Consider the following 26,337-nt stretch of genomic DNA (forward strand, 5'->3'; position numbering starts at 1 on the left):
GACAACCCCCTAAATCCCGGCCGCAGCGATCGCCGCGACGACCTCGCGCAGCTCGTCGGGCGGCATGACGAGCGCCATCCGCACATAACCCTCCCCCGACGGGCCAAAGCTCGCGCCCGGCGTCACGATCACGCCCGCGCGCTCCATGAGCTCGAGCACGAAGGCCGCCGAGTCCGTGCGCCCGCCGGGCAGCTTGGCCCACACGAACATCGAGCCGTGCGCGTTGGGCCGCTCCCAGCCGATCGACTCCAGGCCGTCGCAGAGGGCGTCGCGCCGCTCCTGGTAGAGCAGGCGCTGGCGCTCGACGGAGTCGCGCGGGCCGGTGAGGGCCGCGATCGCCGCGTCCTGCTCGGGGTAGAACATGCCGAAGTCGATCTGCGAGCGCAGCTTGCGGGCGGCCGCCACCACGTCCGGCCGGCCCACCAGAAACGACAGGCGCGCGCCCGTCACGTTGAAGGACTTGGAGAGCGAGAGGAACTCCACGCCCACCTCGCGCGCCCCGGGGTACGCCAGGAACGAGCCGCCCGCCGGCCCGTCGAAGACGATGTCGGAGTAGGCGTTGTCGTGGATCACGACCAGGTCGTGCTCGCGCGCGAAGGCGATGACCTCCTCGTAGACCTCCGGCGTTCCGACCGAGCCCACGGGGTTGGCCGGCAGCGACACGATGAGGTACCTGGCGGCGTCCGCCACCTCGGCGGGCACGTCCGCCAGGTGCGGCAGGAAGTCGTGCTCGGCCGTGAGGCGGTAGTAGTGCGGGCGCGCGCCGGCGAGCAGCGTCGCGTTCTGGAACACGGGGTAGCACGGGTCGGGCACGAGCGCCACGTCGCCGGGGTCCGCGAGCGCCGCGCACACGTGGACGAGGCCCTCCTGGGTGCCCCGGCAGCTCATCACCATGTCGCGCGTAATCCCGGCCACGCCGTAGCGCCGCTCGTAGTAGGCGCACACGGCGTCGAGCAGCTCGTCCTTGTCGTGCAGCGAGTACTTCCAGTTCTCGGGGTCCGCCGCGCTCGCACGCAGCGCCTCGACCACGTGCTCGGGCGGGCGGAAGTCCGGCGTGCCCACCGAGAGGTCAAAGACCCGACGGCCCTCGGCCTCCAGCTCGCGCCGGCGCGCGTTGAGCGCGGCGAACACCTCGTCACCGAACAGGCCCAGCCTCTTGGAGAACTCCATGACTCCCCTCTCGTCGTCCTTCTCGCCTAACTCTAGCGCAGGCGCGCGCCGCGCCGCTCGCCGAGCCGCTCACGGAAACATCAAGGACAATTTGAGGACCAATTGGCGAAAGCTTTTTTCTGCGTCATTTTTACTACCTGCGGTGATATGGGTTATCAACATCAAGCCACATGTTTTCGACCACTTGTCAACAACATATAGTATGTTTGTCGGTCAAAACCACTAGCGGTTGTGGCATAGTTGATTCCGCACGCACGACTTGCACCCCTGGCGCGCCCTCGGGAGCGCCTCTTCAGCGAAAGGTCGACGCACCATGAAGATCATCAAGCGCAACGGCTCGGAGGTCGCCTTCGACATCTCCAAGATCGAGAACGCCATCCGCGCGGCCAACGGCGAGGTCCCCGCCAACGAGCGCCTCACCGAGCGCGAGATCAAGTTCGCCTCCCTGAACGTCACCGACGAGTGCATGGAGGCCGGCCACACCGTGACCGTCGAGGAGGTCCAGGACCTCGTCGAGGACCAGCTGATGGGCCTGCACCACTTCGAGGTGGCGCGCCGCTACATCATCTACCGCTACGTGCAGAACCAGAAGCGCCACAAGAACACGACCGACGACAAAATCCTCGCGCTCATCGAGTGCAACAACGAGGAGGTCAAGCAGGAGAACTCCAACAAGAACCCCACGGTGGTCTCCGTCCAGCGCGACTACATGGCCGGCGAGGTCTCCAAGGACCTCACGATGCGCGAGCTGCTCCCCGCCGAGGTCGTCGAGGCCCACAACGAGGGCATCATCCACTTCCACGACTCGGACTACTTCGCGCAGCACATGCACAACTGCGACCTCGTGAACCTCGAGGACATGCTGCAGAACGGCACCGTGATCTCCGGCACGCTCATCGAGCGCCCGCACAGCTTCTCCACCGCCTGCAACATCGCCACGCAGATCATCGCCCAGGTGGCCTCCTGCCAGTACGGCGGCCAGTCCATCTCGCTCACGCACCTGGCGCCCTTCGTGGACGTCTCGCGCCAGAAGATCCGCCGCCAGGTAGAGGCCGAGATGGAGGCCATCGGCGTGGACCCCGGCGAGGAGAAGCTCTCCCAGATCGTGGAGGGCCGCGTGCGCGAGGAGATCGCCCGCGGCGTCCAGACCATCCAGTACCAGGTGGTCACCCTCATGACCACCAACGGCCAGGCGCCGTTCATCACGGTCTTCATGTACCTCAACGAGGCCAAGAACGAGCGCGAGAAGGCCGACCTGGCCATGTGCATCGAGGAGATGCTCAAGCAGCGCTACGAGGGCGTCAAGAACGAGGAGGGCGTCTGGATCACGCCGGCCTTCCCGAAGCTCATCTACGTGCTCGAGGAGGACAACGTCCGCGAGGGCACCCCGTACTTCTACCTCACCAAGCTCGCGGCCAAGTGCACGGCCAAGCGCATGGTGCCGGACTACATCTCCGAGAAGAAGATGAAGGAGTACAAGCTCTCCAAGGGCGAGACCGAGGGCAACGGCGACTGCTACACCTGCATGGGCTGCCGCTCCTTCCTCACGCCGGACCGCTCGGGCAACGGCTTTGACAACGTGGCCAAGGCCAAGAACTACGAGCCGGGCAAGCCCAAGTACTACGGCCGCTTCAACCAGGGCGTCGTGACCATCAACCTCGTGGACGTGGCGCTCTCCGCCCACCGCGACATGGACGAGTTCTGGAGGATCTTCGACGAGCGCCTGGAGCTCTGCCACCGGGCCCTGCGCTGCCGCCACGAGCGCCTGCTCGGCACCACCTCGGACGCCGCGCCGATCCTCTGGCAGTACGGCGCCCTCGCGCGCCTGGACAAGGGCGAGAAGATCGACAAGCTCCTCTACGGCGGCTACTCCACGATTTCTCTGGGCTACGCGGGCCTCTACGAGTGCGTCAAGGCCATGACCGGCCACAGCCACACCGACGAGGAGGCCACGCCGTTCGCGCTCGCCGTCATGCAGCGCATGAACGACAAGTGCGCCGAGTGGAAGGCCGCCGAGAACATCGACTACTCGCTCTACGGCACGCCGCTCGAGTCCACCACCTACAAGTTCGCCAAGTGCCTGCAGCGCCGCTTTGGCATCATCCCGGGCATCACGGACAAGGGCTACATCACCAACAGCTACCACGTCCACGTGACCGAGCAGATCGACGCCTTCACCAAGCTGCGCTTTGAGTCCGAGTTCCAGCGCCTCTCCCCCGGCGGCGCCATCTCCTACGTGGAGGTGCCGGACATGCAGGACAACCTCGAGGCCGTCATCTCCGTCATGCAGTACATCTACGACCACATCATGTACGCCGAGCTCAACACCAAGAGCGACTACTGCCAGGTGTGCGGCTACGACGGCGAGATCAGAATCGTGGAGGACGACGGCAAACTCGTGTGGGAGTGCCCGCACTGCCACAACCGCGACCAGTCCAAGATGAACGTCGCGCGCCGCACCTGCGGCTACATCGGCACGCAGTTCTGGAACCAGGGCCGCACCGAGGAGATCAGGGACCGCGTGCTGCACCTGTAGGGCTGTCTGCGGACCCCCGAAAGGCGAGGTCCGGCGCTCAGACAGCTTGCCGCACAGGGCACGGCAAGAACTCGCGGCGGACCTCGCCTTTCGGGGGTCCGCCGCGAGTCGTCTCTGCTCGACGTTCTTCTCGCCCAGGCAGGCCCGCTCAGGTGGCGCAAACAGACGTTTTCGGGGCACAATGGGCTGAAAAACGTCCGTTTGCTCCACCTGAGATGGAGGCCGCAACTAGCGCGTCCGGGAGGACACCCATGAACTACGCGAACATCAAGTACTGCGACATCGCGAACGGCCCGGGCGTGCGCACCACGCTCTTTGTCTCCGGGTGTCGCCTGCACTGCCCCAACTGCTTCAACGAGGAGGCCTGGGACTTCGACGCCGGTGAGCCGTTCACCACAGACGTTGCCGAGAAGATCATGGACTCGATGGACGTGCCCTACGTGGGCGGCCTCACCATCCTCGGCGGCGAGCCGATGGAGCCCGAGAACCAGCAGGGCCTCGTGGGGTTTCTGGAGGCGGTGCGCGAGCGCTTTGGAGACGGCAAGTCCGTCTGGCTCTTCTCGGGCCACACGTGGGATCAGCTCAGGCCCGGCGGCGCCTGGAACCTCGGAGACGTGACCGACCGTCTGCTCGACACGCTGGACGTGCTGGTGGACGGGCCCTTCGTCCAGGACCTCCATGACATCACGCTGCGCTTCCGCGGCTCGTCCAACCAGCGGCTCATCGACGTGCCCGCCACGCTCGAGGCGCCCGGCGACGACGTCGTCTGGTGGGAGGACGAGCCGATCTTCTCCACGCACACCATGGACTAGGACGAGCGCGCGCCACGCCCGACCGCCGCGCGCCAGGTCCCGGGAGACGCCGGGCGAGACCCTGCCGCTCGCGGGCCCGGACGCGCCGTCTGCGAACTCGTTCCTCGCGCGCGTGGGCGCGCCAACGTCTCTGAGCTCGGGACGGAGCGAGCCGACAGCCAGCCGTCGGGCAGGGCCTCCCCCACCCTGATAGCCTCCTTCGCACGACGACCGAAGGAGGATGCATGGGAAGGCCAAGGACCGTGGGCGACGTCCTCAGGGACGCGCGGGCACCATACTCGCACATGGACGACGAGGACGCCCGCCTGTTCTACTCGACCATGAATGCCCTGCTTGTCTACGCTAACGAGCGACTGCACGTGGTCGCCCCCGAGCGTCTCAGGGAGCGACCCGAGAACCCCGACATGCTCTACGAGAACGGCGGTCAGGTGAGCGAGGCCCTCTGGCGCCATCGGCAGCTGGTGGACGACTTCGTGCGCGACAACCCGCTTGGGCTCTCGGAGCGGCAGCTCGAGACCGCACGGCCCTGGCGCCACTCCCTGCGTGACATGTTCACCGTCGTGGACGCCGACGAGGACCGCGCCGTCTACATGAACCGGGACCGGCTCTTCGTGGTCGGCGCGATGCAGGACCCCGCCGACTCGCACGTGCACCACATCCCCTCGCTGATGCTCCTCACGCTGCTGCCGTTCAAGGGCGGGATCGTCACGGACGGCAAGACGCTGCACCTCTCCCCACGGCCCGCGTCATGGGCCGTCCCGATGATCGCCGCGCAGGCGGCCGCCCTCGCGGGGCGTCGCCCCATCGCCAGCGCGCGGCAGCTCCTCGCCTACGCGCGCGAGGTCCCCGACGACGAGAACCGCCTCACCGAGCGGCTCCAGCGCGACGTCGACCGAGGCTTCGCGAGCGGCGAGCTCGTGTAAGGACGACCTGCGAGCGGGAGGCCTAGAAGACGTAGCGCTCGAGGCGCGCGAAGGCCTCCTGCACGCGGGAGAGCGGCAGCGCAAGGTTCATGCGGATGTGACACGCGCCGCTGAAGGCACGCCCGTCCTGCCAGTAGACGCCCACGCGCCATCCCGCGCGCAGGAGGTCGTCGATCGAGCGCCCGCTCTTCTCGCACCACGCCGTGCAGTCCAGCCACAGCATGTAGGTGCCCTCGGGCCGCGACACGCCCACGCCGGGCAGGCGGCGCTCGATGAAGTCGCACGCCCAGTCCACGTTGCCGGCGATGACCTGGTTGAGCTCGTCCGCCCACGCGCGCCCCTCCGGGCCGTAGGCACCGACGAGGGCGTGCTGCGAGAGCACGTTCATGCTGTTGTAGTGCGTCTTGGCGCCCTTGGACGTCACGCGGTCGCGCAGGTAGTCGCTGTAGATGACGTGGTAGCTGCCGATGAGGCCCGCGAGGTTGAAGGTCTTGCTCGGCGCGTAGAGGGCCACGGTGCGCTCGCGTGCGTCCTCGGAGACGGACTGGGTGGGGACATGGGTCACGCCGGGACGGACGATGTCGGACCAGATCTCGTCGGAGATGACGACGCAGCCGTGCCGCGCATACAGCTCCATCGCGCGCTCGATCTCCCAGCGCTCCCAGACGCGTCCGCAGGGGTTGTGCGGGGAGCAGAAGATCGCCACGTGGATGCGGTTCTCGGCAAGGCGGCGCTCCATGTCCTCGAAGTCCATGCGCCAGACGCCGGCCTCGTCGCGCACGAGCGGCGAGCGCACGATCTTGAAGCCGTTGTCCTCGAGCGCGTGCGTGAAGCCGACGTAGGTCGGGCTGTGCACGAGCACGGGGTCCCCGGGCGCCGCGAAGGCCGTGAGCGTGGAGACCACGCCGCCGAGCACGCCGTTCTCGTAGCCGATGTGGCGGGGCTCGAGGTCGGCCACGCCCTTGCGGTCACGGTGCCAGTCGATGATCGCCCGGTAGTAGGCGTCGCTGGGCGAGAAGTACCCGAAGGTCGGGTATGCCAGGCGCTCCTCGATCGCCCGCGTAATCGCGGGCGCCACGGGGAAGCTCATGTCCGCGACCCACATTGGGATGGGATCGAAGCCGGCCTCCGGCGCCGGGTAGCCCGAGCCCGGCACGCCGATCGCGTCCAGCGCGAGCGCGTCATGTCCGGCACGGTCGAGGATCGAGGTGAAGTCGTAGGTCATGGGCGTCCTTTCGTCACGTTGCCATCTGTCAGCATACGCCGTTCTTCTCGCCCGCTCGACCATAACGCGCACAGTTTGCCATGCGCGTTATTCTCAACTGCGAACATACGTAATCAAAGCAAACCGTGCGCGTTAACCCAAAGGAGGGACCATGCTCCTCACTCCGAGTCACCAGGCCGCGCTCCGCGCGCTTCGCGTCTACCGCTGCGCGTGCGGGACGCTCCCGGCCCTTCGGCACGAGCTTCCCAAACCGGACCCCACCCCTCGCGCGCGGTGGACGAGAAGCGCTCTCCCGCTCGACGCGCTCGGACTCGCCGCAGCCCCCAGCGAGGCGCGCAGCATCGACGTCGTCGTGCCGAGCGCAGGCAATCGCGTGCGGGCGTCGTTCTTCTCGTGTCACGTGCAGCCAATCGGTCTTCCCGAGGACTCGTTCGTCTCACTCGGAAATGGGCTCTGCATCCCCTGTCCCGAGCTTCTCTTTCTCCAGCTCGCCGACATCATGACGCCCGAGGTCCACGCACTTCTCGGCTGCGAACTCTGTGGCACGTACTCCCGTTCGGCAAAAGACCCGCGCGTCGACGAGGCGGCCTACGGCGTCCCGCCGGTCACGAGCGTCGAAAAGATCACGGACTACCTGGGCGCATGCGGGAGGCGCAGGGGCGTCACCCTGGCCCGGCAGTCCCTCAGGTGGGTGCGGGACAACGCCTGGTCCCCCATGGAGGCGATCGTTGCCCTGATGACGTGCCTGCCCACGTCGGCAAACGGCTATGGCATCGGAGACGTCTCCCTCAACGTGAGACACGGGACGACACCCGAGCTCGTGCGCCTTGGCTGCAAGGGGTCGCGCGTGCCGGACATCGAGATTCTGGGAACCCACGTCGGCTTCAACTATGACAGCCATGCACGCCTCGACCTCGACTCGATCGTGGAGGCCGCCGTGAACGGCAACCCGTCCGAAGCAATGAGAAGCGTGCGCGAGAAGTACCTCGACGACCTCAGACGCAACCGGGAGCTGGCCGCGGTGGGGCGGGTCATCCTTCCCGTGACGCCCAACGACCTGTTTGCCCCGGGAGGCCTGGACGCGGTCATGCTCGAGGCGGCGCTCGCGATGGAGGAGTTTGACGACCGGAGCGCCACCCACCTGAAACTGTGCCTTCAGCTCCGCTCGATGGCCCTGAGACGCCAGAGGCTCATCTGGTCGCTTCTCCCGTGGCCAGCGGGCAGGCAATACGCCCGCGAGCTGCTTGAGAGCGTCCCGTGGGAGGCCGTGCTCAACCGCGCGTAAGAAATAACGCGCACGGTTTGCCATGCGCGTTATTCTCAACTGCGAATATATTCGATTGAAGCAAACCGTGCGCGTTAATGCCCGTTGCCGAGAAGAACCGAGGGCCGCCGCCCCGTCGGGACCTAGCCCAGGGCCTCCACGATCTTGTCGCCCATCGCGGCGGTGCCGAGCACGCGGTCCTCCGGCGTGTCCTCGTCGGCGATGTCCACGGTGCGCCAGCCCTCGTCGAGCACGCGCGTGACCGCGGCGGCCAGCTCGTCGGCGGCCTCGTCCATGCCAAAGCTGTAGCGCAGCATGAGCTCCACGGAGAGGATCTGCGCGATCGGGTTGGCAATCCCCTGCCCCGCGATGTCGGGCGCCGACCCGTGGCTCGGCTCGTAGAGCGCCGTGCCGTCGCCCAGGCTCGCGGAGGCGAGCATGCCGAGCGAGCCCGTGAGCATGGAGGCCTCGTCGGAGAGGATGTCGCCGAAGGTGTTCTCGGTCACGAGCACGTCGAACTGCGCCGGGTTGGCGATGAGCTGCATCGCCGCGTTGTCCACGTACATGTCCTCGAGCGTGACGTCGGGATACTCGGCCGCGATGTTGTGCGCGACCTCGCGCCACATGCGGGAGGTGTCGAGCACGTTGGCCTTGTCCACCGAGTGCACCACGCCCCGGCGGCGGCGCGCCGCGTCGAAGGCCCAGCGCACCACGCGGTCCACCTCGTACTCGCTGTACTCCAGGATGTCGCGCGCGTACTCACCGCGGGTGCCACCCACGCCGGCGCCCTCGACGCCCATCGTGCGCTCGTGACCGCCAAAGTAGAGACCGCCCGTGAGCTCGCGGACGATGATGAGGTCCACGCCCTCCAGCACCTCGGGCTTGAGCGTGGAGGCGCCGATCAACGCGGAGAACATGCGCACCGGGCGCAGGTTGAGGTAGAGCCCGAGCTCCTTGCGGATGGCGAGCAGCCCCTGCTCCGGACGCACGGCGCCCACGCGCGTGTCGGTCCACTTGGGTCCGCCCACGGCGGCGAGAAGGACCGCGTCGGCCGCACGGGCCGCCTCGAGCGTCTCGGGCGGCAACGCGCTCACGGGACCGCCGGCGGCCTCGGTGGCGTCGATCGCCGCGCCGCCGATGAGCTGGTCCTCGCAGACGAACTCGACGTCGTACTTCTCGCCCAGGGCCGCGAGGACCTTCTTGCCCTCGGCGATGATCTCGGGGCCGATGCCGTCGCCCGGCAGCGTGCAGACGTGGTAGGTCGCGGACGCCATGGCTAGTTCCCGCCCTTCTCGGCCATCACGCGCTTGGTGCGCGCGACGAGGCCGCCGTCGTTGATGATCTCCTGGATGAACGGCGGGAACGGCTGCGCGTGGAAGGTGGCGCCCGTGGTCTCGTTGGTGATGGTGCCGGTGTCGGCGTCCACGGAGACGACGTCGCCCTCGGAGATGGCGTCGACGGCCTCCGGGCACTCGAGGATGGGCAGGCCCATGTTGATCGAGTTGCGGTAGAAGATGCGCGCGAAGCTCTTGGCGATCACGCAGGACACGCCGGCCGCCTTGATGGCCACGGGCGCGTGCTCGCGGCTGGAGCCGCAGCCGAAGTTCTCGTCCGCGACCACGATGTCGCCGGGCTGCACGCGCGTCACGAACGTGGGGTCGAGGTCCTCAAGGCAGTGCTTGGCGAGCTCGGCCGGGTCCGACGTGTTGAGATAGCGCGCCGGGATGATGACGTCGGTGTCGATGTCGCGCCCGTAGCGGAAGACGGTTCCCTTGAACTGCATCGTTGTCCTTTCTTGTCGCGGACGGCCGGCCGTGGCGTCTGCCCCCGACTCGGACAGGTCCTCGCCGCGCAGAACGCGGCTGCGGAACTCGCCGGATGACAGACGCCACGGCCTCTGGTCGAGAAGAACATGCGGGTGGCGGGGGAACCGTCCTCGTGCGTCGCGACATGACGGGCCCCGCCGATCACCTTCGTTGGCGCCATTCTAGCGTCGGGACCAGGGAGCTCTTACGGAAAGGGGGACGGGTTCTTCGAGCTGAAACGGAACTCGTCTCGCTCGAGGAACCCGTCCCCGGAACCTGCCTCAGGTCAGCGTGCGAGCGCCCTTACGCGAAGGGGTTCTCCGTGGGGTACGGGAGGCTCTTGGGCTGGTTGTAGGCGATGTCCTCGACGCCGAGGAAGCGCAGGGCGTCAAAGAGGGCGCGGCCGCAGTGGTTGAAGGCCACCGCGCCGTGGTGCGGGTAGCGCTTCTGGATGAGGACGTGACGATAGAAGCGGCCCATCTCCGGAATCGCGAAGACGCCGCGGCCGCCGAAGGAGCACGTCGTGACCGGCAGGACCTCGCCCTCGGCGACGTAGCTGCGCAGGACGCCGTCGGAGTCGCACTGCAGACGGTAGAACGTGATCTCGCTCGGGGCGATGTCCGCCTCGAGGGTGCCGCGGGTAAAGTCGGGCTCGGAGCCCTCGGGCTCGAGCAGGCGGTGCTGGATGAGCTGGTACTTGACCGCGCGGTCGGCGCAGAGCTTGCAGCTCGGGGTGTTGCCGCAGTGGAAGCCCATGAAGGTGTCCGTGAGCTTCCAGTCCTGCTCGAACTTGCCGGCGATCTGCTCCTCGTAGAGGGAGGCGGGCACGGAGTTGTTGATGTCGAGCAGGGTCACGGTGTCGTCGGACGCGCACATGCCGATGTACTCGGAGAGGGCGCCGTAGATGTCGACCTCGCAGGCCACGGGGATGCCGCGGGTGGCCAGGCGCGAGTTCACGAAGCACGGCTCGAAGCCGAACTCCTCCGGGAAGGCCGGCCAGCACTTGTCGGCGAAGGCCACGTACTTGCGGGCGCCCTTGTGCTGCTCGGCCCAGTCGAGCAGGGTGAGCTCGAACTGCGCCATGCGCTCGAGGAGGTCGGGGTAGTACTTGCCCTCGCCCATCTCGGCGGCCATGTCGGCGCAGACGTCGGCGATGCGCGGGTCGTTGGCGTGGGCCTTGTAGGCGACGAGCAGGTCAAGCTCGGAGTTCTCCTCGATCTCCACGCCGATCTGGTAGAGGCCCTTGATCGGGGCGTTGCAGGCGAAGAAGTCCTGCGGACGCGGGCCGAAGGTGATGATCTTGAGGTTGCGCACGCCGATGACCACGCGGGCCACGGGCACGAAGTCCTTGATCATCTGCGCGACCTCGGCGGCGGTGCCCACCGGGTAGGCCGGGATGTGGGCGGCGAGGTGACGCATGCCCAGGTTGTAGCTGCAGTTGAGCATGCCGCAGTAGGCGTCGCCGCGACCGTTCACGAGGTCGCCGTCGCCCTCGGCGGCCGCGACGCACATGGCCGGGCCGTCGAACTTCTTGACGAGCAGGGTCTCCGGCGTCTCGGGGCCAAAGTTGCCGAGAAACACCACGAGCGCGTTGGCACCGGCGGCGACGGCCTCGGCGAGCGCGGGGGCGACGTCGGCCTCGGACTCGACAGTCTTCTTGACCTCCACGGCGTCCACGCCGAGCTTGGCCACCTCGGCGGCCACGGCGGCGCGACGGCGCTCGGAGAGCTCGATCGGGAAGCAGTCGCGCGAGACGGCGACGATGCCAAGCTTCACGTCGGGGATGTTGGGTGACTTGATGGCCATGCTTGCTCCTCTCCTTCGGGCGCGGCACGCCCGCGCCCCCGGTTCTCTGCTCCTCCCTACGTTAGTACGGACGAGCGTTTTTATAATGTTTAGTACCGGGGCAATTCTGCGAACGGTAGATATTCTCTCAGTTGCGGCACAAAGCGGGAGAATTGAGGCTGTAAACGTTTATAAACACTGCGCAAACAACACCCTCTCAGGCGAGAAGAACGAGCGGTCACGCCTCTCCCGCGACGGCCGCGAAGCTCTCCCTGAGCGCGGGGTACAGACCGCGCCAGACCCGGTAGCGCCGCTCGTAGGCGTCGGCGAGCCCGGGGTTGGGGACGACGCGCTCCCGCTCGCTCACGATCGCGCCCGCGCAGGCGGCCACCGACTCGTAGGCGCCCGCCGCGACGGCCGCGAGCATGGCGCCGCCGTAGCCCGGGCCCTGCTCCGTCGCCGGCAGGACGAGCTCGATGCCGAGGATGTCCGCGAGCATCTGGAGCCACGCCGCGCTTCTCGCCCCGCCGCCGCAGACCGTCGAGGACGAGACACCCTCGCCCAGCGAGCGCGCGATCTCCACGGAGTCGCGCACGGCGAACGCCACGCCCTCGAGCACGGCGCGCGTGAGGTCCGAGCGCGTGGTCGACATGCTCATGCCCACGAAGGCGCCGCGCGCGTTGACGTCGTTCAGCGGCGTGCGCTCGCCCATGAGGTAGGGCAGGAAGTACGGGAGGCTGGCGTCGGCGGAGCCGGTGTCGATCCCCGCCTGCTCGGCGTCCATGTCGTCCGCGCCCAGGACGTCGTTCACCCACCAGGCGTTGCAGCTCGCGGCGGAGAGGATGCACCCCATGAGGTGCCAGGCCCCGTCCGCGTGGCAGAAGGAGTGGATGCGGTCCCCCACCCCGGCGGCGAAGCCGGTCGTGGGGATGAAGACGGTGCCCGAGGTGCCGAGGCTGATGTTCATCGTGCCCGCGCCGACGGCGCCCGTGCCCACCGCCGCGGCCGCGTTGTCCCCGGCGCCGGCGGCCACGACCACGCCCGCAGGCAGGCCCAGCTCGGCGGCGACCTCCGGCAGCAGCGTGCCGATGGGCTCGTAGCTCTCGTGGACCTCCGGCATCTGGGCGGCCGTGAGCCCACAGAGCGCGAGCATCTCCTCGCTCCACGCGCGGCGCGCCACGTCGAAGAGGAGCGTCCCGGACGCGTCCGAGACGTCGGTGGCGTAGGCGCCCGTGAGCAGGTGGTTCACGTAGTCCTTGGGCAGCATGACGTGGGCGATGCGCGAGAAGAGCTCCGGCTCCTCGTCGCGCATCCACAGGAGCTTGGGCGCCGTGAAGCCGGCGTAGGCGATGTTTCCGGTGAGCTCGAGCAGCCGGCCGGTGCCAACGGTCTCGTTGAGGTAGCGCACCTGGGCGGCGGTGCGGCCGTCGTTCCAGAGGATCGCGGGTCGAATGACCTGGTCCCTCTCGTCCAGGGCAACGAGGCCGTGCATCTGACCGCCGCAGCCGATGCCCGCCACCTGCGAGGCGTCAAGCCCGGCGAGCAGCTCCGGCACGCCCTCGCGCACGGCGCGCCACCAGTCCGCCGGGTCCTGCTGGCTCCAGCCGGGACGCGGGTACTCGACGTCATAGGACCTGCTCGTGATGTTGAGGATCTCGCCCCGCTCGTCCATGAGCAGGAACTTGCAGGCTGACGTCCCCAGATCGATGCCGATGAAGTACATGGCCCCTCCCTTGCGCCAAGGTTCTTCTCGCCACCATTATGCGCCCTCTCGGTACGAGTCGCACACCGGCGACGAGCCGCCGTCGTGGGCCATGTTGCCGGGCGTCCACTCGACACGCAAAAGGGCGACCCGGGGTCCTTCTCGCCAAGCGATTCACGAAGTGAGCGAGCGCAGCGAGCGCTGAGCTTGGAGAGAAGGACCCCGGGCCGCCCGGACGTGCCCTACAGGTCCGATGGCAGGGCGATGTGGCCCGCGACGGCCGAGGCGGCCGCGACGGCGGGACTCGCCAGGTAGACCTCCGAGGTGGGGTCGCCCATGCGGCCGACGAAGTTGCGGTTGGTGGTGGAGACGCACTTCTCGCCCGCCGCGAGGATGCCCATGTAGCCGCCCAGGCACGGGCCGCAGGTGGGCGTGGACACGACGCAGTGCGCGTTGATGAAGATGTCCATCAGGCCCTCGTGGACGCACTCGAGCCAGACGCCCTGCGTGGCGGGGATCACGATGCAGCGGACGCCGTCGGCGACGGTGCGGCCGCAGAGCACCTCGGCCGCCGCGCGCATGTCCTCGATGCGGCCATTGGTGCAGGAGCCGATGACGACCTGGTCGATCTTGACGTCGCGGCTCTCCGCGACCGGACGCGTGTTGCTCGGCAGGTGCGGCCAGGCCACGGTGGGCACGATGTCTGCGGCGTCGATGTGGATGACCTGCTTGTACTGGGCGTCCTCGTCCGGGTGGTACTCGACGAAGGCACGCTGGGTGCGGCGGCTCACGTACTCGCGGCACGTGTCGTCGACCTCGAAGAGGCCGGCCTTGCCGCCCGCCTCGATGGCCATGTTGGCGATCGTGAGGCGGCCCTCCACGGAGAGCGCCTCGATCGTGGAGCCCGCGAACTCCATCGCGCAGTAGAGCGCGCCGTCCACGCCGATCTTGCCGATGACGTGGAGGATGACGTCCTTGGCGCTGGCACCCTCGGGCAGCTCGCCGTCCACGACGATGCGGATGGTCTCGGGCACCTTGAACCAAGCGCGGCCGGTGGCCATGCCCACGCCGGCGTCCGTGGAGCCCACGCCGGTGGAGAAGGCGCCGATGCCTCCGTAGGTGCAGGTGTGGGAGTCCGCGCCGATCATGAGGTCGCCGGGGACCACGACGCCGCGCTCGGGCAGGAGGGCGTGCTCGATGCCCATGCAGCCCTGCTCGTAGTAGTGCGTGATCTGGTACTCGTGGGCAAAGTCGCGCGTGACCTTGGTCTGCTCGGCGCTCTTGATGTCCTTGTTGGGGGCGTAGTGGTCCGGCACGAGACAGATCTTGTCCCGGTCAAAGACACCGGCGCCGATCTCGCGCACGGTCTTGATGGCGATGGGGGCCGTGATGTCGTTGGCGAGCACGAGGTCGAGGTCGCACTCGACGAGCTGCCCGGGGACGACCTCCTCGAGCCCAGCGTGGGCGGCCAGGATCTTCTCCGCCATGGTCATGGGACGCGCCATGCTTCCTTCCTTTCTGACGTGGAAAAGGGACAGTCCCCTTTCCACATCCGTTACTTGCCCTCCTTGGAGCGGGCGGTCTGGATCATGCGGTTGATGGCGTTCACGTAGGCCTTGGCGCTGGAGACGATGATGTCGTTGTCCGCGCCGCGCCCGGTGTAGACCTTGCCGTCCTCGGCGGTGATGCGGACCGTGACCTCGCCGATGGCGTCGATGCCGCGGGTGACGGCCTTGACGGAGAACTCCGCGAGGTCGCCGTGAACCGCCACGACCTTGTCGATCGCCTGGTAGGCGGCGTCGACGGGGCCCGCGCCGGTCGCGGCCACCACGTGGCGCACGCCGAGCTCGTCGCTGATCGTGGCCGTGGCCGTGGGGATCAGCGGGTCGCCGCAGGAGACCTGCAGCGCCTCGAGCGTGTAGACGGCGGCCACGTCGCGCTGGCGCTCCTGGACCATGGACTCGAGGTCCTCGTCGTAGACCTCCTTCTTCTGGTCCGCGATCTCCAGGAAGCGCTGGTAGACCTCGTCGAACTCGGCGTCCTCGAAGGTGTAGCCGAGCTCGGCCAGGCGGTGGCGCAGCGCCGCGTGGCCGGAGCGCGCCGAGAGGATGATCTCGGAGCCGGCCGCGCCCACGTCGGCGGGGTCGATGATCTCATAGGTGTCGCGCGCCTTGAGGACACCGTCCTGGTGGATGCCCGAGGAGTGCGCGAACGCGTTGGCGCCGACGATGGCCTTGTTGGCCTGGACGTTCATGCCCGTGATGCGGCTGACGAGGTGGCTCGCGCGGGTGAGCTCGGTGGTCACGATGTCGGTGTGGGCGTCGAGCTCCTGCCCGTGCATCTTGATGGCCATGACGACCTCCTCGAGCGCGGTGTTGCCGGCGCGCTCGCCCAGGCCGTTGATCGTGCACTCAATCTGGCGGGCACCGTTCTTGACGCCCTGGAGGGCGAGCGCCGTGGCCATGCCGAGGTCGTTGTGGGTGTGCACGGAGATGATGACGTCCTCGATGCCGACGACGTTGTCGCTAAGGCCCTTGATGCGGCGGCCGAAGTCCTCGGGCAGCTGGTAGCCCGTGGTGTCGGGGATGTTCACGACGGTGGCGCCGGCCTTCACGACGGCCTGGATCACGCGCTCGAGGAAGGCCTGGTCGGCGCGGCCCGCATCCTCGGCGTAGAACTCGACGTCCTCGACGTACTTCTTGGCGTACTCCACGCAGTGGATGGCGCGCTCGACGCACTCGTCCTCGGTGATGCGCAGCTTGTCGCGCAGGTGGGAGGGCGACACGCCGAGGCCGGTGTGGATGCGCGGGCGCTTTGCGGTAGCCAGCGCCTCCGCCGCGCGGTCGATGTCCTTCTCGACGGCGCGCGTCAGGCCGCAGACCACGCAGTCGTCGCCCGCCAGCCGTCCGATCTCCTGCACGGAGCGGAAGTCGCCCGGCGAGGAGATGGGGAAGCCCGCCTCGATGACGTCGACGCCCATGCGGATGAGCTGCTGGGCGATGACGAGCTTCTCCTCGGTGTTCATGGACGCGCCGGGGCTCTGCTCGCCGTCGCGCAGGGTGGTGTCAAAGATGTGAATCTTCCTGGTCATGGTGTGCCTTTCCCGTCAGCCGTCATGTCGGATTGTGAGCGCTCGAGAAGGGCCCGGCAGGGTCGGGCCGCGTGCGCGCGCCAGGCGAGCGGGGTCCTAGCGCGCGCTCGGTAGCGAGAGTAGGTTGAGGGCGAGAAGGACATGGGCGCGCGCGGGCGCTTCGACGACGGCAGCCGTGCGACGTACCATGCCATACCCCCTTGCAGCGGGCGCCCCGACGGGCGCAACTCGTTTGATACGTAGCAGTTTCTCACAGCGCGCGAACCGCGCGCAAATAATTTCGCGGCAGAAACAAACCGCCTCGCGCCACGCGGCGCCCCCGGCCCCGCATCACATCCATATTACAATATATGTAATCAAAATTCATATGTTGACCCCATCCGCAAAGTGCTTGAATTACGTGGTACAGGGTTTGTATTTGGTTCATCTCTAGGAAACGTACGTAAGCTTTCAGCTATAGACGGGGTGACGAGATGAAGCTGTCTCACGACACGGTGCTGTTTTCCTTTGGGGGCGTGCCGATGGTGGGCAACCTCCGGACGGGAGGGCTCATCGGCCTCACGCCCGAGGGGGCCGAGACGTGCCGCGCCCTGACGGGGCGAGACGTCCCCGAGGAGGAGATCCCGGACGGCTGCCGGGAGCTCGTCGACCATCTGCGGCGCGGCGGCTACCTCGAGGGACCCAAACCCGGACGCGCCCGCGTCCGCTCCGCCTACCTCCACGTGACCCAGCGGTGCAACCTCTCCTGCCGCTTCTGCTACTCCGAGGCCGACGACAGGAACCGCGTCGGCGACCCGACGCTCGACGAGCTCGCCGCCGCCCTGGGGCTTCTCGCCTCCCTCGGGTGCGAGCGGCTCGTCATATCGGGCGGGGAGCCGTTCCTGCGCGCCGACCTCCCCGACGTCGCCGAGCGCTGCCGCGCCGCCGGCATCTCCGACGTAACCGTGCTCACCAACGGCCTTCTGGTCAACGAAGGGAACGTCCGCCCGCTGGCGGGCCTCGTCTCGTACGTGGGCGTCGCCTTTGACGGCCCCTCCGCCGACGCGCCGGCCCACCTGCGGGGAGCCCAGAGGTTCGACCGGCTCGTCGCGGCCGTCCGGGCGGTGCGCGACGCCGGCATCGAGGCCCGGATCATCCCCACGCTGCACGCCGCCAACCTCGCGGACATGCCCCGCTACGAGCGGCTCGCCAAGGAGCTGGGCGCGACGCTCGGCTACAGCCTGCTCACCGCCGACGGGTGCGGGATGGGCGAGCTGGCCCTGAGCGAGGCGCAGCTCCGCGAGCTCGGCCGGCGCTGCGCGGCGGGCGGCCTGCCCGGGGACGAGTCGGCCGGCGCGGGCGCCACGAGGCTCTGCGCCCGGCGCAGCTGCGGCGCGGGCGTCGGCACCCTGAGCGTCGCCGCCGACGGCACCGCCTACCCCTGCCACATGCTGCACGACCGCAGGCTCGCCATGGGCAACGCGTTCACCGACACGCCCGAGAAGATCATGTCGTCCGAGGTCGCATCCATGATGCGCGAGCTGGGCGTCGAGAAGATCGAGCGGTGCGCCGCCTGCTCGGTCCGCCACCTCTGCGGCGGCGGATGCCGGGCGCGCGCCCTCATGGCCGGCAGCGGCCTCCGTGGTCCGGACCCGTACTGCGAGCTCTCGCGCTCGCACTACGAGGCCGTCGCCGACCAGCTGTCGCAGCGATACGGCACGAAGGGAGGTGGGTGAGATGCTGTTCGAGATCGCCGTTAGCCGTGCCGATTGCATCTATATCGGCCCCGTCGTAATCGGAGTCTAAACCTGAGGAGGAACCCGTGTCCGAGGAGATTCTGGGAGAGTACCGCCGCGCCAGCCGAATGGCCCGCATCGGTACCGTCTGCATGTACGCCATAGCGGCCCTGTTCGTCGTCATCGCGCTCGTCAGCGTGTCCGCCTCCGTGCGAGACGGCCTCCCCCGCGACGCGTCCGTGGCGATACGCCTGCTCAAGCACGCGACCGCCATCACCACGACCGTTCTTCTCGCCGAGTTCCTCCGGCACTTCGGGAGGAGCAGCTCCCCGTTCGGGCGCGGCCAGTCGCTGCGGCTCGTCACGGCGGGGCTGCTCCTCGTCCTCAGCACCATGTTCGACCTGTTCGGAATCGCGCCGAGCTACGACGTCCAGCTCCTGGGAGGGACCCTCTCCTTTGGCGCGACCTCACAGCCCGGCATCAACCCATTGATGTTCAGCTTTGCCGTCTTTCTCTTTTGTCTGGCCCTCGTGACCCGTTACGGAAACTTGCTCAAGGAGGACTCGGACAGTATCGCGTAGAATGGACGGGTACGTTCCCCACTGAAAGAGGTGATGAGGTGCCCATCGTCATACGACTCGACCGCGTCATGGCCGAAAGAAAGATTTCCTCCACGGAGCTCGCCAAACGCGTGGGCACCTCGACGGTCAACCTGTCCAACATAAAGAACGGCCACATCCGCGGCATGCGCTTCTCCACGCTCGAGGCGCTCTGCCAGGTGCTGCGCTGCAAGCCCGGCGACATCATCGACTACATGACCCCCGAGGAGCTCGCCGAGGAGCAGACCCTCGGGGAGGTCGGCGAGTAGCCCTGCCCTACTCCCAGGCGGCGCGGCCCATCGTGCGGAAGCGCTCGATCATCTCGCCCGTCATGGACGCGCGGTCGTCCGTGCGCTCGAGGGGAATCTCGGCGCGCGTGAACCAGCGCGCCTCCTTGAGCTCGTCGTGGTCCACGCGGATGTCGCTCGGCCCGTCGACTTCGCACCAGAAGCCGACCATGAGCGTGTCGGTGAAGCTCCACGGCTGGCTCTTGTAGAAGCGCAGGTTCCTGACGTGCAGGCCGACCTCCTCCATGACCTCGCGACGCACCGTGTCCTCGAGCGGCTCGCCGATCTCGGTGAAGCCGGCGACGAGCGCCCAGAGCGCCGTCGTGCGCCCGTTGTAGCGCGTGAGCACGATTGCGTCGTCGGCCGGGTCGTCGGCGAGGCGCGTCACGGCGCAGATGACGCCCGGGCAGATCTTGGGGTAGACAATGCGCGCGCACTCCGGGCACACGATCTCGCGGCTCGTGGGCGCGATCTCGGTGGGGTGGCCGCAGCGGCCGCAGAAGCGGTTCTCGCGATACCAGCGGTCCAGCTGGGAGGCCGTGGCCGCCGCAAAGAGCAGGTGCTGCGGCTCGGCGCGGCGCAGCCAGCTCACGGCCTCGTAGGCAAAGCCCGCCGGCGCGGTCACGACGTCGTCCAGCGCGAGGAAGAAGCGCTCCTGCCCGAGCGAGAAGAGATACGTCAGGCGAGAGGGACGCGTCGGGTAGGCGCCCATCCGGGGCAGCTCGACCCGACCCTCCGCCACGCGCGCGAGGCAGCCGCCGTCCGAGAAGTGCAGCAGGTAGTCCCCGTCGGCCGCCTCGTGCGGCTCGAAATGGTTGTCGAAGGCGTGCTCCGCGCCAAACTCCTGGATCATGGGCGCCCCTTCCGTAGCCCGACTACTTGCCCTTTCTGCGGCCCCCGAGCAGCTCGCTCACGACCACGGCCACGAAGATCGTGGCAAAGCCGAGCGCGATCCTCGGCGTGACGAGCTCGCCGTAGAACACCACGCTCGCCACCACGGCAAAGACGCTCTCCAGCGAGAGCAGCAGCGACGCCTGCGCCGGAGGCACGTTGGCCTGCCCCACGTTCTGCCCGATGGTGCACACCGTGGACGAGAGCACCACCAGGTAGGCGAGCGCGCCCCAGACCTCCGGCCTCGCGAGCGCCGCGGCGTCGAGCGGCGGCTCGAGCGCGAGCGCCGTGCCGAGCGCCACGAGCGCGCCTACCACGAGCTGCACCGCCGTGAGCGTCATCACGTCGTGCGCCGATGAGAAGCGCGCCACCAGCACGATGTGCACCGCAAAGAGCACCGCCCCCACGAGCGTGAGCCAGTCGCCGCGGCTCATGGCGAGCGAGAGGTCGTCCCCCAGCGCCACGAGGCCCACGCCCACGATGGCGAGAAGCGCCGCCACGACGTTGCCGCTGCCCGGCCGCTGCCGTGCGACGAACCAGTTGATGAACGGCGTCATCACGCAGTACGTGGCCGTGAGGAAGGCGTTGCGCCCCGGCGTGGTGTCGTCGAGCCCGATGTTCTGGACCACGTAGGCGGCGCCCCACACCAGGCCCAGGATCGCGCCCATCGCGAGGTGGCTCACGTCGAGGTTGGCGCGCAGCTGCCGCCAGAAGAGGGCGGCCGTGAGCACGGAGGCCAGCGCAAAGCGCACGAACATGAGCCACGCGGGCGTGATCGCGTCGAGCGTGTCCTTCATGACCACGAACGACCCGCCCCAGATGGCGGCGCACGCCGCCAGCAGGAGCTTCCACGCCCACTGCGGGACGTCCCGACGCGACGGCCGCGCCGCGGCCCAGATGTTCTTCTCGGCACTCATGACGCGGAATTATAGCTCCGCGAGCCCTGACGTGGCTATGGTATATTATGCGATGTGAGTAGTACATCATGCGATCTTTATCACACAGGAGGCACCGATGACCAGCTACGCGATCCGCGTCGACGAGAACCTCAAGGCCCGGGCCGCCGAGGTGGCGCAGAGCTTCGGGCTGGACCTCGCGTCGGTGACCCGCGCCTTCTGGACGTACATGGTCCGCACCGGCTCGATCCCCATCACCTTTGACGGCGAGCAGCCCAACGAGGAGTCCCTCCAGGCGATCCGCGAGTCCGAGGAGATCTTCGCCGCCCACGCGCGCGGCGAGCGCACGGGGTACTCCTCGGCTGCCGAGATGTTCGCCGCCCTGGAGGCCTAGATGGCTCCCCTGCGCCCCGACTTCACCCCGAAGTTCCACCGGGACTACAAGCGCCTCGCCAAGCGGGGAATCGACGCCGCGCCCCTGCACGAGGTCGTCGGCCTCATCCTCGAGAACACCCTCGCGGCCCGCGAGGAGCTCGTTCGCCACCACAACATGCACCGCCTCGCCGGGACGTGGGCGGGCTCGAACGAGTGCCACGTCTGCAACGCCGGCGACTGGCTGCTCGTGTGGGCCGTTCGCGACGGACTCGCGGTCTTTCAGCGCACGGGCACGCACCGAGAGATCTTCCGCTAGCGTCGGAACGGCAAATCACGTCCCCACGTTCTTCTCGGCAGGCGATTTGCCGTAAACTAGAGGCAGACTGGCACTAGGGCCGGTCGCATGGCACCGACCTGAGTATCGGAGAGGAGCATTACATGCAGTATTCCGCAGAAGTCGAGAATATGTGCCCCGTCGCCAAGGGCGCATATCACGGCCCCGCGCCCATCCCTGAGGAGGGCAAGTGGGTCCAGGCCAAGGAGATCAAGGACATCTCCGGCCTCACGCACGGCGTGGGCTGGTGCGCGCCCCAGCAGGGTGCCTGCAAGCTCACCCTTAACATCAAGGAGGGCGTCATCGAGGAGTGCCTCGTCGAGACCCTCGGCTGCTCCGGCATGACCCACTCGGCGGCCATGGCCTCCGAGATCCTCCCGGGCAAGACCATCCTCGAGGCCCTGAACACCGACCTCGTCTGCGACGCCATCAACGTGGCCATGCGCGAGCTGTTCCTCCAGATCGTCTACGGCCGCTCCCAGACCGCCTTCTCCGAGGACGGCCTGCCCGTGGGCGCCTCCCTCGACGACCTCGGCAAGGGCCTGCGCTCGCAGGTGGGCACCATGTTCGGCACCAAGGCCAAGGGCGCCCGCTACCTCGAGCTCGCCCAGGGCTACGTCACCCGCATGGCCCTGAACGACAAGAACGAGATCATCGCCTTCGAGTTCCTGAACCTCGGCAAGTTCACCGAGGCCCTCAAGGCCGGCAAGACCCCCGAGGACGCCATCGCCGGCGCCATGGGCCACTACGGCCAGTGGGAGAACGCCGCCAAGTACATCGACCCGCGCACGGACGAGGAGACCCACACGGTCGCCGACGTCTTCCCCGTTCACGAGTAGAAAGGGAGGGAAAACCAAATGGCAGTTTCGTTTGAGGGCTATGAGCGCCGCATCGACAAGATCAACAAGGTGCTCGCTGAGAACGGCATCTCCTCCCTCGAGGAAGCCGAGCAGATCTGCCTCGACAAGGGCGTGAACCCGCGCGAGATCGTCGAGGGCGTCCAGTCCATCGCGTTCGAGAACGCCAAGTGGGCCTACGTCTGCGGCTGCGCGATCGCCATCAAGAAGGGCGCCAAGAGCGCCTCTGAGGCCGCGTCCATGATCGGCGAGGGCCTCCAGGCCTTCTGCGTCCCCGGCTCCGTGGCCGAGGACCGCAAGGTCGGCAAGGGCCACGGCGACCTGGGCGCCATGCTCCTCGGTGACGACACCGAGTGCTTCTGCTTCCTGGCCGGCCACGAGTCCTTCGCGGCCGCCGAGGGCGCCATCGGCATCGCGCTCAACGCCAACAAGGCCCGCAAGAAGCCGCTGCGCGTCATCCTGAACGGCCTCGGCAAGGACGCCGCCCAGATCATCGCCCGCATCAACGGCTTCACCTACGTGAAGACCCAGTTCGACTACTTCACGAGCGAGCTCAAGATCGTCGAGAAGATCCCGTACTCCGACGGCCCGCGCGCCGAGGTCAACTGCTACGGCGCCGACGACGTCCGCGAGGGCGTTGCCATCATGTGGCACGAGAACGTGGACATCTCCATCACCGGCAACTCCACCAACCCGACGCGCTTCCAGCACCCGGTTGCCGGCACCTACTTCAAGGAGCGCGTGCTCGCCGGCAAGAAGTACTTCTCCGTCGCCTCCGGCGGCGGCACCGGCCGCACCCTGCACCCGGACAACATGGCCGCCGGCCCCGCCTCCTACGGCATGACCGACACCATGGGCCGCATGCACTCCAGCGCCCAGTTCGCCGGCTCCTCCTCGGTGCCCGCGCACGTCGACATGATGGGCCTCATCGGCATGGGCAACAACCCCATGGTCGGTGCGACCGTCGCCTGCGCCGTCGCCGTCAACGCCGCGCTGAACGAGTAGCACGTCTCGCACAGAGTCTGTGGCTGAGGGCCGTCACCTCCGGGTGGCGGCCCGCTTTGTTTTGCGCAGAGAACGAGGAGAACGCGCACGTGGTATCGATTTCGGTGAACGGCATGTCTGGGTACCGTGAATGTGGTAGAGTGCCCGCTGACTTGAATTCACCCACTCGTCCGGGAGGATTGAAGAGATGGAACTCGCTGACCTTGACCTCGCCCGCGCCCTGCTCATCGCCAACAAGGACGCCACGCTCGTGGCCGTCCGGGACGACGAAGTGATCACCTGCACCGAGCGCGGGATCAAGCCTCTGCTCGCCTGGGTCCGCGAGGGCCGCGACCTCACGGGCTTCTCGGTGGCCGACAAGGTCGTGGGCAAGGCTCCCGCGCTGCTCTACGCCGTGCTCGGCCCCGACGCCGTCTTTTCCCCCGTCATGTCCTGGACCGGACGCGCGGTCCTTCTCGCCGCCGGCATCGCCACGAGCTACGACACCCTGGTGCCGCACATCTCCAACCGCGCGAAGGACGGGCAGTGCCCGATGGACGCCTCCGTCGAGGACGTCTGGGAGCCCTACGAGGCCGTGCGCGTGCTCGCCGAGCGCGCCCGCTCGCTTGTTAGCGCTCCGGGCCTCGCCTAGACGCCGCCGAGAGGAACCTCTATGCTGCTCCTGACGCTTCCCATCTGAGACAGGGCCCGCCGCAAGCGGCCGTCCCGTCATGTCTCGACGTCAGGAGCAACCATGTTCATCCTCACCAGCCTGAGGTCGCTCTCGCTCATGGCGAGGCGCCTCGTCCTCATGCGCCTCTTCATCTACCTGGGCGTTCAGTGCTGCTACTTCATCGGCATCGTGGGCACGCTCACCTATGCCATGGACGGCGGCGTGGGCGACAACGTCCTCGGCATCGCCGTGCTCAACGGCTGCATGATCGCCGGCTCGCTCGTGGGCGGCCCCACGCTCGACCGCATCGGCCCCCGGCGCTACTTCGCGCTCGTGGTGGCCGGGCTCGTCACGTCCGCGCTCGCGTTCCAGGTGCTGGCCTCCACGGTCGTGGGCGTGCTCGCCGGCGCGGCGCTGTTCGGGTTCGCCTGGGGCCTCGGCGACATGGTCGCCAAGGCGTTCCCCTCCTACCTCACCGACGACCCCACCGAGCTCAAGAACATAAACTCGGTGGTCTTCTCCGTGTCCAACGCGGCCGTGGTCGTGGGGCCCCTGCTCGGCGGGGCGCTCGCGGCGGCCGTCTCCACCCAGGCGGTCTTCCTGCTGCTCGCGGCCTGCGCGCTGCTCTCGGTCGTGCCTGCGGCGGGCTTCCGGGCGCTCCGCGAGCCGCGTCGCAGCGAGCCGCGCGGCGAGGGCCCGGACCGCTCCGCGCTCAACGCCGGGCTCGCCGCCATCTCCACGACGCCGGCGCTCGCGCTGCTCTTCTGGAGCTGCTTCGCCGCGTACTTTGGCTACGGCGCCTTCGACCCGCTCGAGTCGCTCTACTATCGCGACGTCCTGCACGTGGGCGTGGAGTGGATGGGGTGGCTCTCGTCGGCGGCCGGGCTGGGCGGCATCGTGGGGTCGCTCGTGGTGCTGCGCCTGCCCGCGCGGCGCGTCACCGTGCGCACGCTGCTCGCGGTGCTCGCCTCGGAGGGAGTCTTCGCCCTCGTCTACGTGAGCACGAGCTCGGTCGCGGTGGCCTGCGTGGGCCAGGTCCTTCTCGGCGTCGCCTTTGGCGCCCTCATGCCCCTGCTTACCACGCTCACGCAGCTGCACGCCCCGCTCGAGGTGCTCGGCAGCGTGAACGCCGCCATGTCCCTGGGGAACAACCTGGCGGGCGTAATCCCGCTTCTCTGCGCCTCGCAGCTCGCCCGCGTCCTTGGGGTCCAGGGAACGCTCATGGCCGCGAGCCTGCTCGTGTTTCTCATGCCGCTTGCCGTCAGCGTCGCACGACGACGCCAGGTCGCGGAGCTTACGGCCGAGGAGGAGCGCAACGCCCGGTCATAGCGCCGCCCACGGAGACGCGTCGGGTGCGCTATGCTGAACGTCGCAGACAATCAAAGGGGGTACCATGTCCGACTACGTTCTCAGCTGCTGCTCCACGGCCGACCTCACGCACGACTGGCTCGTGTCGCGTGACATCAAGTACATCTTCTTCAATTACTACCTCAACGGCGAGGTGTGCAAGGACGACTTTGGCGCCACCAACTCGCCCGCCGAGCTCTACGCCAAGATGCTCGCCGGCGCCGAGGCTAAGACCTCGCAGATCAGCGCCGGCGACTACATGGCCCACTTCGAGAAGTTCCTCGCTGCGGGCAAGGACGTGCTGCACGTCACGCTCTCGACGGGCATCTCCGGCACCTACAACTCCGCCTGCACCGCGCGCGACCAGCTTGCGGAGAAATATCCCGATCGCAAGGTCATCGTGATCGACTCGATCGCGGCCTCCTCCGGCTACGGCCTCCTCATGGACAAGATGGCCGACCTGCGCGACTCCGGCATGGGCATCGACGAGCTCGCCGCCTGGGCGGAGGAGCACAAGGGCGAGGTCCAGCACTGGTTCTTCTCGTCCGACCTCACGTTCTTCGTGCGCGGGGGGCGCATCTCCAAGGCGGCCGGCCTCGTGGGCGGCATGCTCAAGATCTGCCCGGTCATGGACGTCGAGCCCGACGGCTCGCTCGCAGTCAAGGAGAAGATCCGCACCAAGGCCAAGGCCGTGAGCCGCGTGGTGGAGAAGATGGAGGAGCTCGCCGAGGGCGGCCTCGACTACTCCGGCAAGTGCTTCATCTCCCAGTCCGAGTGCGAGGACGACGCCCGCGAGGTCGCCCGCCGCATCGAGGCGAAGTTCCCCAACCTCGACGGCAAGGTCGAGATCTTCCCCATCGGCGCCACCATCGGCGTGCACACCGGTCCCGGCACCGTCGCCCTCTTCTTCTGGGGCAAGAAGCGCGCGTAATTCCGACCCGCTCAAAAGGTTGGGTACTTTTCTCGGCACCTCTCAAGTACGACTTGGGAGGTGCCGTTTTTCTACCTGCACGTCTGCGGGCACCTGACCGCACCCTACTTCGGGGGTCGGCGAAAAAGTACCCAA

General features: G+C 67.9%; 24 protein-coding genes. 14 read left to right on the forward strand and 10 right to left on the reverse strand.

Going from position 1 to position 26,337, the window contains the following annotated elements:
- Positions 1–9: 9 nt before the first annotated feature.
- On the reverse strand, positions 10–1,170 hold the full coding sequence (locus H6A07_RS02110; RefSeq protein WP_204812931.1) for a pyridoxal phosphate-dependent aminotransferase: 1,161 nt from the start codon (positions 1,168–1,170) through the stop codon (positions 10–12).
- Positions 1,171–1,483: 313 nt separating this feature from the next.
- On the opposite strand from H6A07_RS02110, the gene nrdD reads away from it, so the two are divergent.
- The 3 genes from nrdD to H6A07_RS02125 all read left to right on the forward strand — a co-directional run bounded on the left by nrdD (position 1,484) and on the right by H6A07_RS02125 (position 5,441).
- The gene (gene nrdD / locus H6A07_RS02115) at positions 1,484–3,706 is read left to right on the forward strand and encodes an anaerobic ribonucleoside-triphosphate reductase (RefSeq protein ID WP_204812932.1); all 2,223 of its coding nucleotides are present in this window, start codon (positions 1,484–1,486) and stop codon (positions 3,704–3,706) included.
- A 251-nt stretch (positions 3,707–3,957) separates the two neighbouring features.
- The gene (gene nrdG, locus H6A07_RS02120) at positions 3,958–4,518 is read left to right on the forward strand and encodes an anaerobic ribonucleoside-triphosphate reductase activating protein (RefSeq protein ID WP_204812934.1); all 561 of its coding nucleotides are present in this window, start codon (positions 3,958–3,960) and stop codon (positions 4,516–4,518) included.
- A gap of 224 nt (positions 4,519–4,742) precedes the next feature.
- Positions 4,743–5,441: a hypothetical protein gene (locus tag H6A07_RS02125; protein ID WP_204812936.1), complete on the forward strand. Its 699-nt coding sequence runs from the start codon at positions 4,743–4,745 to the stop codon at positions 5,439–5,441.
- 22 nt (positions 5,442–5,463) lie between these two features.
- Here the strand turns inward: H6A07_RS02125 and H6A07_RS02130 are convergent, their stop codons facing one another.
- Complete coding sequence (locus tag H6A07_RS02130; protein ID WP_204812938.1) at positions 5,464–6,666, reverse strand: MalY/PatB family protein; 1,203 nt, start codon at positions 6,664–6,666, stop codon at positions 5,464–5,466.
- A gap of 151 nt (positions 6,667–6,817) precedes the next feature.
- Between H6A07_RS02130 and H6A07_RS02135 the strand changes: the two genes are divergently transcribed.
- Positions 6,818–7,951 (forward strand): hypothetical protein, encoded by a 1,134-nt coding sequence (locus H6A07_RS02135; RefSeq protein ID WP_204812940.1) that lies wholly within the window; start codon positions 6,818–6,820, stop codon positions 7,949–7,951.
- A gap of 122 nt (positions 7,952–8,073) precedes the next feature.
- On the opposite strand, the gene leuB is transcribed toward H6A07_RS02135, so the two are convergent.
- From leuB to H6A07_RS02165, 6 genes are all read right to left on the reverse strand, one after another.
- Positions 8,074–9,204, reverse strand: coding sequence for a 3-isopropylmalate dehydrogenase (gene leuB, locus H6A07_RS02140; RefSeq protein ID WP_204812942.1), 1,131 nt, complete (start codon positions 9,202–9,204; stop codon positions 8,074–8,076).
- 2 nt (positions 9,205–9,206) lie between these two features.
- Positions 9,207–9,713 carry a 3-isopropylmalate dehydratase small subunit gene (gene leuD / locus H6A07_RS02145; protein ID WP_204812944.1) on the reverse strand — a complete coding sequence of 169 codons (507 nt, stop codon included), beginning with the start codon at positions 9,711–9,713 and terminating at the stop codon, positions 9,207–9,209.
- Between the two features lie 325 nt (positions 9,714–10,038).
- Positions 10,039–11,541, reverse strand: coding sequence for an L-fucose/L-arabinose isomerase family protein (locus H6A07_RS02150; RefSeq protein ID WP_204812946.1), 1,503 nt, complete (start codon positions 11,539–11,541; stop codon positions 10,039–10,041).
- A gap of 217 nt (positions 11,542–11,758) precedes the next feature.
- On the reverse strand, positions 11,759–13,243 hold the full coding sequence (xylB, locus tag H6A07_RS02155; protein ID WP_204812948.1) for a xylulokinase: 1,485 nt from the start codon (positions 13,241–13,243) through the stop codon (positions 11,759–11,761).
- Positions 13,244–13,464: 221 nt separating this feature from the next.
- Positions 13,465–14,727, reverse strand: coding sequence for a 3-isopropylmalate dehydratase large subunit (leuC, locus tag H6A07_RS02160; RefSeq protein WP_204812950.1), 1,263 nt, complete (start codon positions 14,725–14,727; stop codon positions 13,465–13,467).
- Positions 14,728–14,777: 50 nt separating this feature from the next.
- Positions 14,778–16,313 carry a 2-isopropylmalate synthase gene (locus H6A07_RS02165; protein WP_204812951.1) on the reverse strand — a complete coding sequence of 512 codons (1,536 nt, stop codon included), beginning with the start codon at positions 16,311–16,313 and terminating at the stop codon, positions 14,778–14,780.
- 473 nt (positions 16,314–16,786) lie between these two features.
- On the opposite strand from H6A07_RS02165, the gene H6A07_RS02170 reads away from it, so the two are divergent.
- The 3 genes from H6A07_RS02170 (at position 16,787) to H6A07_RS10295 (ending at position 18,896) form a co-directional block, all read left to right on the forward strand.
- Positions 16,787–18,028: a radical SAM/SPASM domain-containing protein gene (locus H6A07_RS02170; protein ID WP_204812953.1), complete on the forward strand. Its 1,242-nt coding sequence runs from the start codon at positions 16,787–16,789 to the stop codon at positions 18,026–18,028.
- 86 nt (positions 18,029–18,114) lie between these two features.
- Positions 18,115–18,609 carry a hypothetical protein gene (locus tag H6A07_RS02175; protein WP_204812956.1) on the forward strand — a complete coding sequence of 165 codons (495 nt, stop codon included), beginning with the start codon at positions 18,115–18,117 and terminating at the stop codon, positions 18,607–18,609.
- A 38-nt stretch (positions 18,610–18,647) separates the two neighbouring features.
- Complete coding sequence (locus H6A07_RS10295) at positions 18,648–18,896, forward strand: helix-turn-helix domain-containing protein (protein WP_204812957.1); 249 nt, start codon at positions 18,648–18,650, stop codon at positions 18,894–18,896.
- Positions 18,897–18,903: 7 nt separating this feature from the next.
- On the opposite strand, the gene nudC is transcribed toward H6A07_RS10295, so the two are convergent.
- Positions 18,904–19,767, reverse strand: a complete 864-nt coding sequence (gene nudC, locus H6A07_RS02185) for an NAD(+) diphosphatase (RefSeq protein WP_204812960.1) — start codon at positions 19,765–19,767, stop codon at positions 18,904–18,906.
- Positions 19,768–19,789: 22 nt separating this feature from the next.
- Entirely contained in the window at positions 19,790–20,722 is a 933-nt protein-coding gene (locus H6A07_RS02190; protein WP_204812962.1) for a DMT family transporter, read from the reverse strand.
- 97 nt (positions 20,723–20,819) lie between these two features.
- On the opposite strand from H6A07_RS02190, the gene H6A07_RS02195 reads away from it, so the two are divergent.
- The 7 genes from H6A07_RS02195 to H6A07_RS02225 all read left to right on the forward strand — a co-directional run bounded on the left by H6A07_RS02195 (position 20,820) and on the right by H6A07_RS02225 (position 26,202).
- Entirely contained in the window at positions 20,820–21,095 is a 276-nt protein-coding gene (locus H6A07_RS02195) for a type II toxin-antitoxin system RelB/DinJ family antitoxin (RefSeq protein ID WP_204812964.1), read from the forward strand.
- The gene (locus H6A07_RS02200; RefSeq protein ID WP_204812966.1) at positions 21,096–21,392 is read left to right on the forward strand and encodes a type II toxin-antitoxin system RelE/ParE family toxin; all 297 of its coding nucleotides are present in this window, start codon (positions 21,096–21,098) and stop codon (positions 21,390–21,392) included.
- 122 nt (positions 21,393–21,514) lie between these two features.
- A complete protein-coding gene (locus H6A07_RS02205) occupies positions 21,515–22,249 on the forward strand; it encodes an iron-sulfur cluster assembly scaffold protein (RefSeq protein WP_204812968.1) in 735 nt (244 codons plus the stop codon).
- A gap of 18 nt (positions 22,250–22,267) precedes the next feature.
- A complete protein-coding gene (locus H6A07_RS02210; RefSeq protein ID WP_204812970.1) occupies positions 22,268–23,272 on the forward strand; it encodes a GGGtGRT protein in 1,005 nt (334 codons plus the stop codon).
- Positions 23,273–23,459: 187 nt separating this feature from the next.
- Complete coding sequence (locus H6A07_RS02215) at positions 23,460–23,903, forward strand: DUF1893 domain-containing protein (RefSeq protein WP_204812978.1); 444 nt, start codon at positions 23,460–23,462, stop codon at positions 23,901–23,903.
- A gap of 102 nt (positions 23,904–24,005) precedes the next feature.
- Positions 24,006–25,253: an MFS transporter gene (locus tag H6A07_RS02220; protein ID WP_204812980.1), complete on the forward strand. Its 1,248-nt coding sequence runs from the start codon at positions 24,006–24,008 to the stop codon at positions 25,251–25,253.
- Positions 25,254–25,317: 64 nt separating this feature from the next.
- Entirely contained in the window at positions 25,318–26,202 is an 885-nt protein-coding gene (locus H6A07_RS02225; RefSeq protein WP_204812982.1) for a DegV family protein, read from the forward strand.
- Positions 26,203–26,337: the final 135 nt, after the last annotated feature.

The sequence above is a fragment of the Olsenella uli genome, from assembly GCF_016899935.1.
Taxonomy (GTDB): Bacteria; Actinomycetota; Coriobacteriia; order Coriobacteriales; family Atopobiaceae; genus Thermophilibacter; species Thermophilibacter uli_B.

What these genes read in the sequence shown, in the direction of transcription:
- H6A07_RS02150 (WP_204812946.1), bottom strand. Translation starts at nt 11,541, where the DNA reads ATGGCCATCAAGTCACCCAACATCCCCGACGTGAAGCTTGGCATCGTC.
- H6A07_RS02125 (WP_204812936.1), top strand. Translation starts at nt 4,743, where the DNA reads ATGGGAAGGCCAAGGACCGTGGGCGACGTCCTCAGGGACGCGCGGGCA.
- nrdD (WP_204812932.1), top strand. Translation starts at nt 1,484, where the DNA reads ATGAAGATCATCAAGCGCAACGGCTCGGAGGTCGCCTTCGACATCTCC.
- nudC (WP_204812960.1), bottom strand. Translation starts at nt 19,767, where the DNA reads ATGATCCAGGAGTTTGGCGCGGAGCACGCCTTCGACAACCATTTCGAG.
- H6A07_RS02205 (WP_204812968.1), top strand. Translation starts at nt 21,515, where the DNA reads ATGCAGTATTCCGCAGAAGTCGAGAATATGTGCCCCGTCGCCAAGGGC.
- H6A07_RS02200 (WP_204812966.1), top strand. Translation starts at nt 21,096, where the DNA reads ATGGCTCCCCTGCGCCCCGACTTCACCCCGAAGTTCCACCGGGACTAC.
- H6A07_RS02195 (WP_204812964.1), top strand. Translation starts at nt 20,820, where the DNA reads ATGACCAGCTACGCGATCCGCGTCGACGAGAACCTCAAGGCCCGGGCC.
- xylB (WP_204812948.1), bottom strand. Translation starts at nt 13,243, where the DNA reads ATGTACTTCATCGGCATCGATCTGGGGACGTCAGCCTGCAAGTTCCTG.
- H6A07_RS02215 (WP_204812978.1), top strand. Translation starts at nt 23,460, where the DNA reads ATGGAACTCGCTGACCTTGACCTCGCCCGCGCCCTGCTCATCGCCAAC.
- H6A07_RS02165 (WP_204812951.1), bottom strand. Translation starts at nt 16,313, where the DNA reads ATGACCAGGAAGATTCACATCTTTGACACCACCCTGCGCGACGGCGAG.
- H6A07_RS02170 (WP_204812953.1), top strand. Translation starts at nt 16,787, where the DNA reads ATGAAGCTGTCTCACGACACGGTGCTGTTTTCCTTTGGGGGCGTGCCG.
- H6A07_RS02135 (WP_204812940.1), top strand. Translation starts at nt 6,818, where the DNA reads ATGCTCCTCACTCCGAGTCACCAGGCCGCGCTCCGCGCGCTTCGCGTC.
- leuD (WP_204812944.1), bottom strand. Translation starts at nt 9,713, where the DNA reads ATGCAGTTCAAGGGAACCGTCTTCCGCTACGGGCGCGACATCGACACC.
- H6A07_RS02210 (WP_204812970.1), top strand. Translation starts at nt 22,268, where the DNA reads ATGGCAGTTTCGTTTGAGGGCTATGAGCGCCGCATCGACAAGATCAAC.
- H6A07_RS02225 (WP_204812982.1), top strand. Translation starts at nt 25,318, where the DNA reads ATGTCCGACTACGTTCTCAGCTGCTGCTCCACGGCCGACCTCACGCAC.
- leuC (WP_204812950.1), bottom strand. Translation starts at nt 14,727, where the DNA reads ATGGCGCGTCCCATGACCATGGCGGAGAAGATCCTGGCCGCCCACGCT.
- nrdG (WP_204812934.1), top strand. Translation starts at nt 3,958, where the DNA reads ATGAACTACGCGAACATCAAGTACTGCGACATCGCGAACGGCCCGGGC.
- H6A07_RS02110 (WP_204812931.1), bottom strand. Translation starts at nt 1,170, where the DNA reads ATGGAGTTCTCCAAGAGGCTGGGCCTGTTCGGTGACGAGGTGTTCGCC.
- H6A07_RS02220 (WP_204812980.1), top strand. Translation starts at nt 24,006, where the DNA reads ATGTTCATCCTCACCAGCCTGAGGTCGCTCTCGCTCATGGCGAGGCGC.
- H6A07_RS02190 (WP_204812962.1), bottom strand. Translation starts at nt 20,722, where the DNA reads ATGAGTGCCGAGAAGAACATCTGGGCCGCGGCGCGGCCGTCGCGTCGG.
- H6A07_RS02130 (WP_204812938.1), bottom strand. Translation starts at nt 6,666, where the DNA reads ATGACCTACGACTTCACCTCGATCCTCGACCGTGCCGGACATGACGCG.
- leuB (WP_204812942.1), bottom strand. Translation starts at nt 9,204, where the DNA reads ATGGCGTCCGCGACCTACCACGTCTGCACGCTGCCGGGCGACGGCATC.